Source organism: Pseudomonas sp. NBRC 111127 (assembly GCF_001320345.1).
Taxonomy (GTDB): Bacteria; Pseudomonadota; Gammaproteobacteria; order Pseudomonadales; family Pseudomonadaceae; genus Aquipseudomonas; species Aquipseudomonas juntendi.
In genome coordinates, this window is sequence record NZ_BCBD01000063.1 from 15567 (window position 1) to 29163 (window position 13597).

At 64.0% G+C, this 13597-nt stretch carries 13 protein-coding genes and 1 pseudogene; 12 read left to right on the forward strand and 2 right to left on the reverse strand.

The genetic code is table 11. The annotated features are described in order from the left end of the window. Window positions 1–132 precede the first annotated feature (132 nt). The 3 genes from APH30_RS13625 to APH30_RS13635 all read left to right on the forward strand — a co-directional run bounded on the left by APH30_RS13625 (window position 133) and on the right by APH30_RS13635 (window position 5070). Complete coding sequence (locus APH30_RS13625; protein WP_009684940.1) at window positions 133–2352, forward strand: primosomal protein N'; 2220 nt, start codon at window positions 133–135, stop codon at window positions 2350–2352. A gap of 281 nt (window positions 2353–2633) precedes the next feature. Next, window positions 2634–4370 carry an arginine--tRNA ligase gene (gene argS, locus APH30_RS13630; protein ID WP_054912841.1) on the forward strand — a complete coding sequence of 579 codons (1737 nt, stop codon included), beginning with the start codon at window positions 2634–2636 and terminating at the stop codon, window positions 4368–4370. Between the two features lies 1 nt (window position 4371). Continuing rightward, window positions 4372–5070 (forward strand): SPOR domain-containing protein, encoded by a 699-nt coding sequence (locus tag APH30_RS13635; RefSeq protein ID WP_047149606.1) that lies wholly within the window; start codon window positions 4372–4374, stop codon window positions 5068–5070. Window positions 5071–5160: 90 nt separating this feature from the next. On the opposite strand, the gene APH30_RS13640 is transcribed toward APH30_RS13635, so the two are convergent. Beyond that, window positions 5161–5580, reverse strand: a complete 420-nt coding sequence (locus tag APH30_RS13640) for an NINE protein (RefSeq protein ID WP_009684937.1) — start codon at window positions 5578–5580, stop codon at window positions 5161–5163. Between the two features lie 166 nt (window positions 5581–5746). Here APH30_RS13640 and APH30_RS13645 point away from each other — a divergent pair, with 166 nt between their 5' ends. Then, complete coding sequence (locus APH30_RS13645) at window positions 5747–6370, forward strand: C40 family peptidase (protein ID WP_009684936.1); 624 nt, start codon at window positions 5747–5749, stop codon at window positions 6368–6370. A gap of 306 nt (window positions 6371–6676) precedes the next feature. Here the strand turns inward: APH30_RS13645 and APH30_RS13650 are convergent, their stop codons facing one another. Continuing rightward, window positions 6677–7675, reverse strand: coding sequence for a type IV pilus twitching motility protein PilT (locus tag APH30_RS13650; RefSeq protein ID WP_054912842.1), 999 nt, complete (start codon window positions 7673–7675; stop codon window positions 6677–6679). Window positions 7676–7740: 65 nt separating this feature from the next. Here APH30_RS13650 and APH30_RS13655 point away from each other — a divergent pair, with 65 nt between their 5' ends. From APH30_RS13655 to hemW, 8 genes and pseudogenes are all read left to right on the forward strand, one after another. Next, on the forward strand, window positions 7741–8436 hold the full coding sequence (locus APH30_RS13655) for a YggS family pyridoxal phosphate-dependent enzyme (protein ID WP_054912843.1): 696 nt from the start codon (window positions 7741–7743) through the stop codon (window positions 8434–8436). Between the two features lie 38 nt (window positions 8437–8474). Beyond that, complete coding sequence (gene proC, locus APH30_RS13660) at window positions 8475–9293, forward strand: pyrroline-5-carboxylate reductase (RefSeq protein ID WP_054912844.1); 819 nt, start codon at window positions 8475–8477, stop codon at window positions 9291–9293. Window positions 9294–9303: 10 nt separating this feature from the next. Continuing rightward, the gene (locus APH30_RS13665) at window positions 9304–9894 is read left to right on the forward strand and encodes a YggT family protein (RefSeq protein ID WP_009684930.1); all 591 of its coding nucleotides are present in this window, start codon (window positions 9304–9306) and stop codon (window positions 9892–9894) included. Between the two features lie 88 nt (window positions 9895–9982). Beyond that, complete coding sequence (locus APH30_RS13670) at window positions 9983–11122, forward strand: homoserine O-acetyltransferase (protein WP_009684929.1); 1140 nt, start codon at window positions 9983–9985, stop codon at window positions 11120–11122. Window positions 11123–11129: 7 nt separating this feature from the next. After that, the gene (metW, locus tag APH30_RS13675) at window positions 11130–11750 is read left to right on the forward strand and encodes a methionine biosynthesis protein MetW (protein WP_054912845.1); all 621 of its coding nucleotides are present in this window, start codon (window positions 11130–11132) and stop codon (window positions 11748–11750) included. A gap of 37 nt (window positions 11751–11787) precedes the next feature. Beyond that, a pseudogene (locus tag APH30_RS29980) lies at window positions 11788–11880 on the forward strand (DUF4426 domain-containing protein); the annotation flags it as partial. Further along, window positions 11877–12473 carry an RdgB/HAM1 family non-canonical purine NTP pyrophosphatase gene (gene rdgB / locus APH30_RS13680; protein WP_033690803.1) on the forward strand — a complete coding sequence of 199 codons (597 nt, stop codon included), beginning with the start codon at window positions 11877–11879 and terminating at the stop codon, window positions 12471–12473. The pseudogene APH30_RS29980 and the gene rdgB, both read left to right, overlap by 4 nt. Continuing rightward, a partial coding sequence (gene hemW, locus APH30_RS13685; RefSeq protein WP_054912846.1) for a radical SAM family heme chaperone HemW occupies window positions 12470–13597 on the forward strand: 1128 nt, incomplete at its 3' end. The genes rdgB and hemW, both read left to right, overlap by 4 nt.

A 13597-nucleotide genomic window follows, 5' to 3' on the forward strand; every position in this document is an offset into this window, starting at 1 on the left:
CCAATTGTTGAATACCGCACGTAATTAGGCGGCGAATAATACCAGAGCACACCGTCAGTGCAAGATGTCGCTTGCACCGACCGTCGTCTGCTAGGCTCGCCAGTTCTTGTAATGCCCTCCGAGACTTTCTGCGTGTCCGACGTCATCCTGCGCCTTGCCCTGCCCTCGCCGTTGCGGCGCCTGTTCGACTACAAGGCGCCAGCGAGCATGGCGCGCCAGGCCCTGGCCCCGGGCATGCGCATTCGCGTGCCCTTTGGCCGCCGCGAAATGATCGGCGTACTGGTCGAAGTGTGCGCGCAGAGCGAGGTGCCCGCCGACAAGCTGAAGCCGGCCAGCGCCTTGCTCGACCCGGTCTCCCCGATTCCGCCTTCGCTGTTCAAGCTGTGCCTGTGGACCGCGCAGTACTACCAGCACAGCCTGGGTGACACCTTGAGCTGGGCCTTGCCCACGCTACTGCGCCAGGGCGAGCCCGCAGAAATGCGCCAGGAGCGCTTCTGGCACATTGCCCCCGACGCCCGCCTGGACGACCCGCGCATCGCCCGGGCACCGCGCCAGCGCGATGCCCTCAAGACCCTGGCGCAGCACCCGCACGGGGTGGCGCACAGCCTGCTGGCCAAGCTCAACCTGAACAAGGACAGCCTCGACCTGCTGCTGGCCAAGGAACTGGTGCAGATCGAAGTCCGCCGCCAGAAGCCGGGCTTGCGCCACGAACACTGGCTGGCACAGCCGGAGCTGCCGCTCAATGACGAGCAACGCGATGCCTTCGAGGCGGTGTGCGAGGGCTTCGGCGGTTTTGCGGCCTTCCTGCTGGCCGGCGTGACCGGCAGCGGCAAGACCGAGGTCTACCTGCAACTGATCCGCGAAACCCTCGAGGCCGGCAAGCAGGCGCTGGTACTGATCCCGGAGATCAACCTCGGCCCGCAAACCCTGGCGCGCTTCGAGCAACGCTTCAACGCCCGGATTGCCTTGCTGCATTCGGCGGTGAACGACCGGGACCGCCTGGACGCCTGGCTGGCGGCACGCGATGGCGAAGCCGACATTATCATCGGCACCCGTTCAGCGCTGTTCACGCCCATGAAAAACCCTGGCCTGATCATCATCGACGAAGAACACGACGGTTCTTATAAACAGCAGGAGGGCCTGCGCTACCATGCCCGCGACCTGGCGCTGGTGCGGGCGCACCAGGAGAACATTCCGATCCTGCTCGGCTCCGCCACGCCCTCGCTGGAAACCTTGCACAACGCCCTCACCGGCCGCTACCGCCTGTTGCGCATGAATCAGCGCGCGGGCGGCGCACGCCCACCGCGCATGCTGCGCCTGGATGTCAAAAGTCTGCCGCTGGACAGTGGCATCAGCGGCCCGCTGCAGCAGGCCATCCGCCTGACACTGGAAGCCGGCCAGCAGGTGCTGGTGTTCCTCAACCGCCGCGGCTTCGCGCCGACGCTGCTGTGCCACGATTGCGGCTGGCTGTCGGAGTGCCCGCGCTGCGACGCGCGCATGACCGTGCACCAGCGCTCCGGGGTGTTGCGCTGCCACCACTGCGGCTATGACGAACGCCTGCCACACCAGTGCCCGCAGTGCGACCACGTCGACCTGCGCCCGGTCGGTGCGGGCACCGAACGCGCCGAAGAACGCCTGAAAGTGCTGTTCCCGGACTACCCGATTCTGCGTGTGGACCGCGACAGCACGGCGCGCAAGGACGCCATGCACCAGCTGTTCAGTACCATCCAGAAAGGCCAGCCGAGCATCCTTGTCGGTACCCAGATGCTTGCCAAAGGGCACCATTTCCCGCGGGTAACCCTGGTGGCCATCCTCGACGCCGACGGGGGGCTTTTCTCGGGCGACTTCCGCGCCAGCGAGCGCATGGCGCAACTGATCGTGCAAGTCGCCGGGCGCGCCGGGCGTGCCGAGGAACCGGGCAAGGTCATCATCCAGACCCACCTGGCCGATCACCCGCTGCTGGTGCAACTGACCGAACAAGGCTACTTCGCCTTTGCCGAACAGGCCCTGGACGAACGCCGTGCCGCCGGGCTGCCACCTTACTCGCACCTGGCCCTGCTGCGCGCAGAAGCGCACAAGCCGGGGCAGGCTGAAGGTTTTCTGGACGAGGCCTGCGCCGCCGCCGAGCGCCTGGTCGCCGAACAGCGGCTGCCAGGCATCGAGCTGCTGGGCCCGGTTCCGGCCCCTATGGAGCGGCGCGCCGGGCGTTTCCGCGCGCAGTTGTTGATACAGGCCAACACCCGGGCGCCTTTGCATCGACTGATCAGTGCCTGGTTGCTAGTGTTGGAGCAGATGCCGAGCGGGCGCCAGGTCCGCTGGTCGCTGGATGTCGACCCGGTCGACCTTTATTGAGCTGCAAGCTGCAAGCTGCAAGCTGCAAGCTGCAAGCTGCAAGCTGCAAGCTGCAAGCTGCAAGCTGCAAGCTGCAAGCTGCAAGCTGCAAGCAAGAGCGCAACGGAGTCAGGCGGCGCAACCAAGCTTTTTCTTGCTACTTGCGACTTGCGACTTGCTACTCGCGACTTCCAACGTGAAGCCCAAAGGTTGGCAACCCGCTCCCAGGCACGGATAATGCCCAGTTTTTCCACCTGCGCATCCAAGCGCTGCACCGCGCTTGCGGTCGAAAAGAGACCCCCATGAAAGACACCATTCGCCAGCTGATCCAGCAAGCCCTCACCCAACTCGTCACCGACGGTGTGCTGCCTGAAGGGCTGTCGCCGGCGATCCAGGTGGAAAACGCCCGGGACAAGACCCACGGCGACTTCGCCAGCAATATCGCGATGATGCTGGCCAAGCCGGCCGGCATGAAGCCACGCGACCTGGCAGAAAAACTGATCAACGCCCTGCCGGCCAGCGCCGATATCAGCAAGGTCGAGATCGCAGGCCCTGGCTTCCTCAATTTCTTCCAGAACACCGACGCCCTGGCCAACCGCCTGGACGCTGCCCTGGCCGACGCCCACCTGGGCGCGCGCAAGGCCGGCCCGGCGCAAAAAGTGGTGGTCGACCTGTCGGCCCCCAACCTGGCCAAAGAGATGCACGTCGGCCACCTGCGCTCGACCATCATCGGTGACAGCGTGGCGCGGGTGCTGGAGTTCCTGGGCGACACCGTCATTCGCCAGAACCACGTGGGCGACTGGGGCACCCAGTTCGGCATGTTGATGGCCTACCTGCAGGAAAACCCGATCACCAGTGATGAGCTGTCGGACCTGGAAAACTTCTACCGCGCGGCCAAGCAGCGTTTCGACGAGTCCGAGGCATTCGCCACCCGCGCCCGCAGCCTGGTGGTCAAGCTGCAGGCCGGTGACCCGGAATGCCTGGCCCTGTGGACACGCTTCAAGGACATTTCGCTGTCGCACTGCCAAAAGACGTATGAACTGCTCAACGTCAAGCTGACCATGGCGGACGTGATGGGTGAAAGCGCCTACAACGACGACCTGGCCAATGTCGTGGCCGACCTCAAGGCCAAGGGCCTGCTGGTCGAAGACCAGGGCGCCCAGTGCGTGTTCCTCGACGAGTTCAAGAACAGCGACGGCGACCCGCTGCCAGTGATCGTGCAGAAGGCCGACGGCGGTTACCTGTACGCCACCACCGACCTGGCCGCCGTGCGCTACCGCAGCAATGTGCTCAAGGCCGACCGTGCCCTGTACTTCGTCGACCAGCGCCAGGCCCTGCACTTCAACCAGGTGTTCGAAGTGGCCCGCCGCGCAGGCTTCGTCGGCCACCCGATGCAAATGGAGCACATGGGCTTCGGCACCATGAACGGCGCCGATGGCCGCCCGTTCAAAACCCGCGACGGCGGCACCGTGAAGCTGATCGACCTGCTGACCGAGGCCAAGGAAAGGGCCTACGCGCTGGTCAAGGAAAAGAACCCGAGCCTGGCCGACGACGAACTGCGCCGCATCGGCGAAGTGGTGGGTATTGGCGCGGTGAAATACGCCGACCTGTCCAAACACCGCACCAGCGACTACAGCTTCAACTTCGAGCTGATGCTCAACTTCGAAGGCAATACCGCGCCTTACCTGCTGTACGCCTATACCCGCGTAGCTGGCGTGTTCCGCAAGCTGGGCAAGCGCTTTGACCAAGCCGATGGCAAGATCGTGCTGCAGGCCGCCCACGAGCAGGACCTGGCCGCACGCCTGGCGCAGTTTGGCGAAACCCTGAACAGCGTTGCCGAGAAAGGCACACCGCACGTACTGTGCAGCTACCTGTACGACCTCGCCGGCCTGTTCTCCAGCTTCTACGAGAACTGCCCGATCCTCGCCGCTGAAACTCCCGAGCAGCAACAGAGCCGCCTGCGCCTGGCCGCCCTGACTGGCCGCACCCTCAAACAAGGTCTGGAACTGCTCGGCCTGGAAACCCTGGAGCGCATGTAAGTTGGCTGCCAAGAAAAAACCCGCACCCAAACGCGGCGCCAGCCGCCAGACAGCGCCAGCCAAACAGCCGATTCCCGGCTGGGTATGGCTGGCGGTCGGCCTGACCGTTGGCGCGTTCATCGTGTTCCTGATGAAGCTCGAACCCGGCGGCGATGACATCAAGCGGGCCAAACCCGAGCAGCAGAAGGCCGACAAAGTGGCCGAAGCCAGCAAGCCTGCGCAGGCCACACCGCAACAGCCGGTGAAACCGAAGTACGACTTCTACACCTTGCTGCCAGAGTCGGAAGTCATCGTGCCGCCAGAGGCCGTACCGGAGAAAACACCCCCGGTCCCGGCCCAGCCGGTCACACCGGTTACCCCCGCTGAAGCGGCGAAAATCGACACGGCGCGGGCCCAGGCAGCACTGCTTGGCCAAACCCCGCCTCCGGCCCCGCCAGTGATCAAGCCGGCAGCGACCACCCAGTACTTCCTGCAGGCGGGCTCGTTCCGCAAACAGGCCGACGCCGACAAGGTGCGGGCCCAGATCATTCTGCTGGGGCAATCAGTGAAGGTGGAGTCGGGTACGGTCAAGGAAGAAACTTGGTACCGCGTGATGGTCGGCCCGTTCAGCAACCGCGAACAGCTGACCGGTGCGCAGAAACAGCTGGCCGGCGCTGGTTTTGCCAACCTGTTGCTGCAACAGCGCCAGACCCGCCAGTAACCTTTGAACGGGGCGCTGTGCGCCCCGGTCAGACTTGAGCCGCCCCGGTGCAGCGGCCTTGCCTAGCGACAGGGCTGCAAAGCAGCCCTCTCAGCCCCGCCCCGCGTTGCGCTCGGACACCTGGCTATTGAGTGTCCAGAAGTCGTACAGCACCCCTACCAGGAACAGGCCACCGGTCAGGAAGTAGATGATCGCGGTCACCCACTTGCCCTGATACAGCCGGTGCAGGCCGAACACGCCGAGGAACGTCAGCAGGACCCAGGCGATGTTGTAGTCGATGCGCCCAGACTGGAACCTCAGGTCCGCCTCGCGGTCCATGGCCGGGATCAGAAACAGGTCGATCAGCCAGCCGATACCCAGCAGACCAAAGGTGAAGAACCAGAGGGTGCCGGTTATCGGCTTGCCGTAGTAGAAACGGTGCGACCCGGTGAAGCCGAAAATCCACAGCAGGTAGCCGATGGTCTTGCTGTGCGTGTCGTGGTAGGGCGTTCCCTGTTGATAACTGTTCATGCCTAGCCCTCGTGGGTTATGGAAAAATTTTCTAAGAAAAAATGTGACTTTTTTGTCACAGGCCGACGTATGGCACCCTGCCAATCGACCAACGGATCATAAATTGATCAAAAAGCTGTTATAAAGTTGCGCGCCCAACACATAACTATTCATAAGAGCTTCATCTATGCCGCCTTTACTCAAGACATGGCTGACCCTCTGCCTATTATTGCCCCTGGCCGCCCACGCCACCAATCGTGAGCAACGTCTTCCCAATGGTTTCACCGGCTACACCAGCAATGCCGCCGTGAGGCATGCAGCGGTCAAGCAGACTGCGCCCCATGCTCGCACTGTCAGCGCCGCCAGCACGCGCGGTAGCAAGGTGGCCGCGATGTCGCCCAAGCAGAGCAGCGATGTGCTCAGCCGCGCGGTCAATGTACTCGGTACCCCCTACGTTTGGGGTGGCAGCAGCCCGAAAAAGGGCTTTGACTGCAGTGGCCTGGTCAAGTACGCCTTCAACGACGTGGCCAACGTAGACCTGCCACGCACCTCCAATGCCATGGCCCAGGGCCATGGGGTGAAAGTGGCCAAGGGCGAGTTGAAGCCAGGGGACCTGATCTTCTTCAACATCAAAAGCCGGCGGGTGAACCACGTGGCCATCTATCTGGGCAACGACCGTTTCATCCACGCGCCACGCCGCGGCAAGCGGGTAAGCATCGACAACCTGAGCAAGCCTTACTGGCAGAAGCATTACGTGGTCGCCAAACGGGTGCTGCCGAAAGAGCAGCAACTGAGCCTGGCCAAGCGCTAAGCTTTTTCCACCTGCAATGGCCCGATCGCCGGCAAGCCAGCTCCCCCACAAATCTGTAGAACTGTGGTGAACCTGTGGGAGATCACATAGCCCTACGGGCTGCGCTGTCGCACAGAGAACTCGATTCGTAACCGCGACGCGGCCTGTGTGGGAGCGGGCGTGCCCGCGAAGCAGGCGACGCGGTGGCAGGCACCGGCTACGCCGGTGTTCGCGGGCACGCCCGCTCCCACAAAGACCCCGCTAAATCAATAAGTTATGTACTGTTCTATGAGAGCTGGCTTGCTGGCGAGAGAGCCTGTAGAGGCACTATAAATCGTCAACCAGGCCCCTCTCTCGCAACTCACGCAATGCCCCTTCCATCGTCCGCATCCCTTGCGCACCACCCGCCTGCATCACCGAACACAACTGCGCCATCCGCCCCTCGCGCACCAGGTTGCGCACCGCCGGCGTCGCCACCAACACTTCCCGCGCTGCAACCCGCCCACCGCCCACGCGGCGTACCAGCACCTGCGCCACCACCATTTGCAACGACTCCGCCAGCATCGCCCGCACCAACGGCTTTTCATCGGCTGCAAATACCTCCACCAGCCGCTCAATGCTGCTGGCCGCCGAGCGCGCATGTACCGTCGCCAGCACCAGGTGCCCGGTCTCGACCGCTTGCAAGGCCAGGCGAATGGTCTGCAGGTCGCGCAACTCGCCGATCATGATCACGTCCGGGTCCTGGCGCAGCGCGCTGCGTAGCCCCTGGGCAAAGCAGCTGCTGTGGCGGCCGACCTCGCGCTGGTTGACCAGGCTACGCTGGCTGCTGTGGATAACTTCAACAGGGTCTTCCAGGGTAATGATGTGCAGCGCCTTTTCGCGGTTCAGCTGGTCCAGCAACGTTGCCAGTGTGCTGGACTTGCCACTGCCGGTCGGCCCACCCACCAGCACCAGGCCATCGCGGTACTGGACCACCGCCTGAAACACATCGGTCAGCGCTAGCTCATCCAGCGTGGCAATACGCCCTGGGATCAGGCGGAAGGTCGCCGCAGGCCCATTCAGCTGGCGAAACAGGTTCACGCGAAAGCGCCCTAGGGCAGGCAGCGCCAGCGCCAGGTCCAGTTCAGCCCCTTGCGCCCACTGCTCGCGCTGCGTGTCATCGAGCAGGGTTGCCATGCCCGCGACCAAGGCGCCCGCGGCGAGCGGCGGCATGGCCATGCGCTGCAGCTCGCCGTCCAGGCGCAGCATGGGTGTCTGGCCGGCCGCCAGGTGCAGGTCCGAAGCCTGCACCGCCACGGCCCGTGCCAACAGATCGGTCACATCCATGAGACTCCCCAAAGGCTTTCAAGTAGGTAGAATGCCGCAAACCCAACACTAGCCGGCCACCCTCCATGTCCACCCTAGCAGACAACCTTTCCGCGATTTCCGCCCGTATCGCCAGTGCTGCACAGGCAGCCGGGCGTGAGCCGGCCAGCGTCCAACTGCTGGCCGTGAGCAAGACCAAGCCAGCCGCTGCGATCCGCGAGCTGTACGCCGCTGGCGTGTGCGATTTCGGGGAAAATTACCTACAGGAAGCCCTGACAAAGCAGCAGGCACTCGGCGACTTGCCCTTGATCTGGCACTTCATTGGCCCCATTCAATCGAACAAGACCAAAGCCATTGCCGAGCATTTCGACTGGGTGCATTCCGTGGACCGCCTGAAAATCGCCCAACGCCTTTCAGAACAGCGCCCTGCCGGGCTGGCACCGCTGAACATCTGCCTGCAGGTGAACGTCAGTGACGAAGACAGCAAGTCCGGCTGCGCCGCCGCCGAACTGCCGGCCTTGGCCAAGGCCGTGGCGGCCCTGCCCAACCTGCGCCTGCGCGGGCTGATGGCGATCCCCGAACCCACCGAAGACCGCGCCGCTCAGGAGGCCGCCTTCGCCAGCCTGCGTAACCTGCTGGAACAGCAGCACCTGGGGCTGGACACCTTGTCCATGGGCATGAGCCACGACCTGGAAGCGGCCATTGCACAAGGTGCGACCTGGGTACGCATCGGTACCGCCCTGTTCGGCGCCCGCGCCCCACTTAACCCCGGCCAGGGCTGATGGCATGCTTTACTCACTCTTTTCCACAAGGACCTGACATGAGCAAGACTCGTATTGCCTTTATCGGCGCCGGCAACATGGCCGCCAGCCTGATCGGAGGTCTGCGTGCCCAGGGCCTGGACGCCTCGCAGATTCGCGCCAGCGATCCGGGCGCCGAGACCCGTAGCCGCATCCAGGCCGAACACGGCATCGAAACCTTCGAGGACAATGCCCAGGCCATCGACGGCGCCGACGTGATCGTGCTGGCGGTCAAGCCACAGGTCATGAAAGCGGTTTGCCTGGCCCTGCAACCCAGCCTGCGTGATGGCCAACTTATCGTTTCCATCGCTGCCGGCATCACCTGCGCCAGCCTGCAAAGCTGGGTGGGCGCGCGCCCCGTGGTGCGCTGCATGCCCAATACCCCCGCGCTCCTGCGCCAGGGCGTGAGCGGCCTGTACGCCACCGCCGAGGTGTCGGCCGCACAGCGCCAGCAGGCCGAGCAACTGCTGTCGGCGGTAGGCACGGCCCTGTGGCTTGAGCAGGAACAGCAACTGGACGCCGTGACAGCGGTTTCCGGCAGTGGCCCGGCCTACTTCTTCCTGCTGATCGAGGCCATGACTGCCGCAGGCGAAAAGCTTGGGCTGCCGCGTGAAACCGCCTCGCAACTGACCCTGCACACGGCCTTGGGCGCTGCACGCATGGCGGTCGCCAGCGATGTCGACGCCGCCGAACTGCGCCGCCGTGTCACCTCGCCCGCCGGCACCACTGAAGCGGCGATCAAGTCGTTCCAGGCCAGCGGCTTCGAAGCGATCGTCGAGCAGGCCCTGCAGGCTGCCGCGACACGCTCCGCCGAACTGGCCGAACAACTGGGCAAATAAGGAGTTATCGATGAATGCACTCTCCGGCGCCGCGATTTTCGTGGTGCAAACCTTGGTCAGCCTGTACCTGGTGATCGTGTTGCTGCGCTTCGTACTGCAGCTGGTCAAGGCCGATTTCTACAACCCGCTGTGCCAGTTCGCGGTGCGCGCCACCCAGCCGCTGCTCAAGCCGATCCGCCGCATCATCCCCAGCATTGGCGGCCTGGACACCTCGTCGCTGCTGCTGTCGGTGCTGATCCAGGCGCTGCTGATGGCCTTTGTGCTGATGGTCACCTATGGCACCTTCGGTGACGTCTTGCACTTGCTGATGTGGGCGATCATCGGCATTACCTCGCTGTTCCTGAAGATCTTCTGGGTGGCGATGATCGTGATGGTGATCGTTTCCTGGGTTGCGCCCAACAGCCACAACCCCGCCGCCGAACTGGCCTACCAGATCAGCGAGCCGGTGCTGGCCCCCTTCCGCCGCATCGTGCCCAACCTGGGCGGCATGGACATTTCGCCGATCTTCGCCTTCCTGGCGATTCAGGTGATCCAGTCGTTCGTCATGCCACCGCTGGCTGCCTATGCCGGCATGCCCCAGGAGCTGTGGCGGATGATCTGACCCCGCATGCACCCAGCGGCAAGCCTTTGCTTGCCGCTGGGGGTAGCGCTCTTTAGACTTACGCCTCCGTCAAGCGTGAGCAGGGTCGATGTCCACTGTCTTTCCCGAAGATTCCGTCGGTCTGGTAGTACCGCAAACCGCCCGGTTCGATGAACCGCTGGCGCTGGCCTGCGGCCGCTCCCTGGCCAGTTACGAGCTGGTCTACGAGACCTACGGCACCCTCAATGCCAGCGCGAGCAATGCCGTGCTGATCTGCCATGCGCTGTCTGGCCACCACCATGCCGCCGGCTACCATGCTGCCACCGACCGTAAACCGGGTTGGTGGGACAGCTGCATCGGCCCTGGCAAGCCCATCGATACCAACCGTTTCTTCGTGGTCAGCCTGAACAACCTCGGCGGTTGCAACGGCAGCACCGGCCCCAGCAGCGTCAACCCGGCCACCGGCAAACCCTACGGCGCCGAGTTTCCGGTACTGACGGTGGAAGACTGGGTGCACAGCCAGGCTCGCCTGGCCGATCGCCTGGGCATCCAGCAGTGGGCAGCCATCGTTGGCGGCAGCCTGGGAGGCATGCAGGCGCTGCAGTGGACCATGACCTACCCGGAGCGCGTGCGCCACTGCGTCGACATCGCCTCGGCACCGAAACTGTCGGCGCAGAATATCGCCTTCAACGAAGTGGCACGCCAGGCCATCCTCACCGACCCCGAGTTCCACGGCGGTTCGTTCCAGGACCAGGGCGTGATCCCCAAGCGGGGCTTGATGCTGGCGCGCATGGTCGGCCACATCACCTACCTGTCCGATGACTCGATGGGTGAAAAATTCGGCCGCGAGCTAAAGAGCGACAAGCTCAACTATGACTTTCACAGCGTCGAGTTCCAGGTCGAGAGCTACCTGCGCTACCAGGGCGAGGAGTTTTCCGGGCGGTTCGATGCCAACACCTACCTGCTGATGACCAAGGCGCTGGACTACTTCGACCCGGCTGCCGCCCACGGCGGCGACCTAGCAGCCACTCTGGCCAACGTCAAGGCGGACTACTGCATCATGTCGTTCACCACCGACTGGCGCTTCTCCCCGGCCCGTTCGCGGGAAATCGTCGACGCCCTGATGGCAGCGCGCAAGAACGTCTGCTACCTGGAGATCGACTCACCTTATGGGCACGATGCCTTCTTGATCCCCACACCTCGCTACATGCAGGGTTTCTCGAACTACATGAACCGCATTGCCATCTGAGGACAGCATGAGAGCCGATCTGGAAATCATCCACGACTGGATCCCCGCCGGCAGCCGGGTACTCGACCTGGGCTGCGGCAGCGGCGAACTGCTGGCCTCGCTACGTGACCGCAAGCAGGTCACCGGCTATGGCCTGGAGATCGACCCCGACAACATCGCCGCCTGCGTGGCCAAGGGCGTGAACGTCATCGAGCAAGACCTGGACAAAGGCCTGGGCAACTTCGCCAGCAACAGTTTTGACGTGGTGATCATGACGCAGGCCCTGCAGGCCGTGGAGTACCCCGATCGCATCCTCGACGAGATGCTGCGCGTGGGCCGCCAGTGCATCATCACCTTCCCCAACTTCGGGCACTGGCGTTGCCGCTGGTACCTGGCGACCAAAGGCCGCATGCCTGTATCGGACTTCATGCCCTATACCTGGTACAACACCCCGAACATTCACTTCTGCACGTTCGCCGACTTTGAAGAGCTGGTGCATGAGCGCCGCGCCAAGGTGCTCGACCGCCTGGCGGTCGACCACCTGCACCGCAATGGGTGGGGTGGCCGGCTTTGGCCTAATCTTCTGGGTGAGATCGGCATCTACCGCGTCAGCAGCCCTAACCTGCAAGAGCGCCAGCTGGCGGTCTGACGCACACCGGAGAAAGCGCCCCATGTGTCGCCCCGTGCGCAGCAGCCCGCTAGGGTTCAAGCAGATTATCGAAACCGGCGGCATCAGCAACTCCCTCAGTTTCAACCAGGAAGTGTTCCCAGGCGAATGATGAATTTCCAGCAACTCGTATTGGCCAGCCACAACGCCGGCAAACTCAAGGAACTCCAGGCCATGCTCGGCCACTCGGTGCAACTGCGCTCGATTGGCGAATTCAGCCAGGTAGAGCCGGAAGAAACCGGCTTGTCGTTCGTCGAGAACGCCATCCTCAAGGCGCGCAACGCTGCACGTATTTCCGGCCTGCCGGCCTTGGCCGACGATTCCGGCCTGGCCGTGGACTTCCTCGGCGGTGCGCCGGGCATCTACTCGGCGCGCTATGCCGATGGCAAGGGTGACGCGGCAAACAATGCCAAGCTGCTCGACGCGCTGAAAGACGTGCCAGAAGCCGAGCGCGGTGCACAGTTCGTCTGTGTGCTGGCACTGGTCCGCCACGCGGATGACCCGCTCCCGATCCTCTGCGAGGGCCTGTGGCAAGGGCGCATTCTGTTCCAGGCCAGTGGCGAGCATGGCTTCGGCTACGACCCGCTGTTCTGGGTGCCCGAACGCAACTGCTCCAGCGCCGACCTGGCACCTGTGGACAAGAACCAGCTCAGCCACCGCGCCCGCGCCATGGCGCTGCTGCGCCAACGCCTGGGCCTGGCATGATCGCAACGCTGGCTACCCCTGGCGCGGCGGGCTTTACCAGCCTGCCGCCGCTGGCGCTGTACATCCACATTCCGTGGTGCGTGCGCAAATGCCCTTACTGCGACTTCAACTCCCACGCGGCCGGCCCTGAGCTGCCGGAAGACGAATACGTCGCGGCGCTGTTGACCGACCTGGACCAGGAGCTGGCGGCGGTGCAAGGCAGGCCGATCAGCTCGATCTTCTTCGGTGGCGGTACGCCCAGCCTGTTCAGTGCAGGCGCCCTGGGCCGCCTGCTGCGCGGCGTGGAGCAGCGCATACCGTTCGCAGCGGACATCGAGATCACCCTGGAGGCCAACCCGGGCACCTTCGAGCAGGACAAGTTCAAGGCCTACCGGCAAACCGGCATCAACCGCCTGTCCATTGGCGTGCAGAGCTTCCAGCCGGCCAAGCTGCAGGCACTGGGGCGCATCCACAATGGTGACGAAGCCGTCCGGGCAGCCGGCATGGCGCGCGCGGCCGGGTTCGACAACTTCAACATGGACCTCATGCACGGCCTGCCCGATCAGTCGCTGGAAGACGCCCTGGGCGACCTGCGCCAAGCCATGGACCTGGGGCCCACGCACCTGTCGTGGTACCAACTGACCGTCGAACCCAACACGGTATTCTGGAACCAGCCGCCGGAGCTGCCCGAGGACGACATTCTCTGGGACATCCAGGAAGCCGGCCAGGCGCTGATGGCCGAGCATGGTTTTCGTCAGTACGAGGTCTCGGCCTATGCTCAGGCTGGCCGCGCTGCGCGGCATAACCTCAACTACTGGCGTTTTGGCGACTTCATCGGCATCGGCGCCGGCGCCCACGGCAAACTGACCTTCGCTGACGGCCGTATCCTGCGCACCTGGAAGACTCGCTTGCCCAAGGACTACCTGAACCTGGCCAAACCGTACAAAGCCGGTGAGAAGCTGCTGCCAGTCGACGAGTTGCCGTTCGAGTTCCTGATGAACGCCCTGCGCCTGTCCGATGGCGTGGAAGCCCAGCTGTTCACCCAGCGCACCGGCTTGCCGCTGGAGCAGTTGCGCGAAGCCCGTCGGGCAGCCGAACAAAAGGGCCTTTTGCAGGTCGAACCGGATCGACTGGTGGCCACGCCA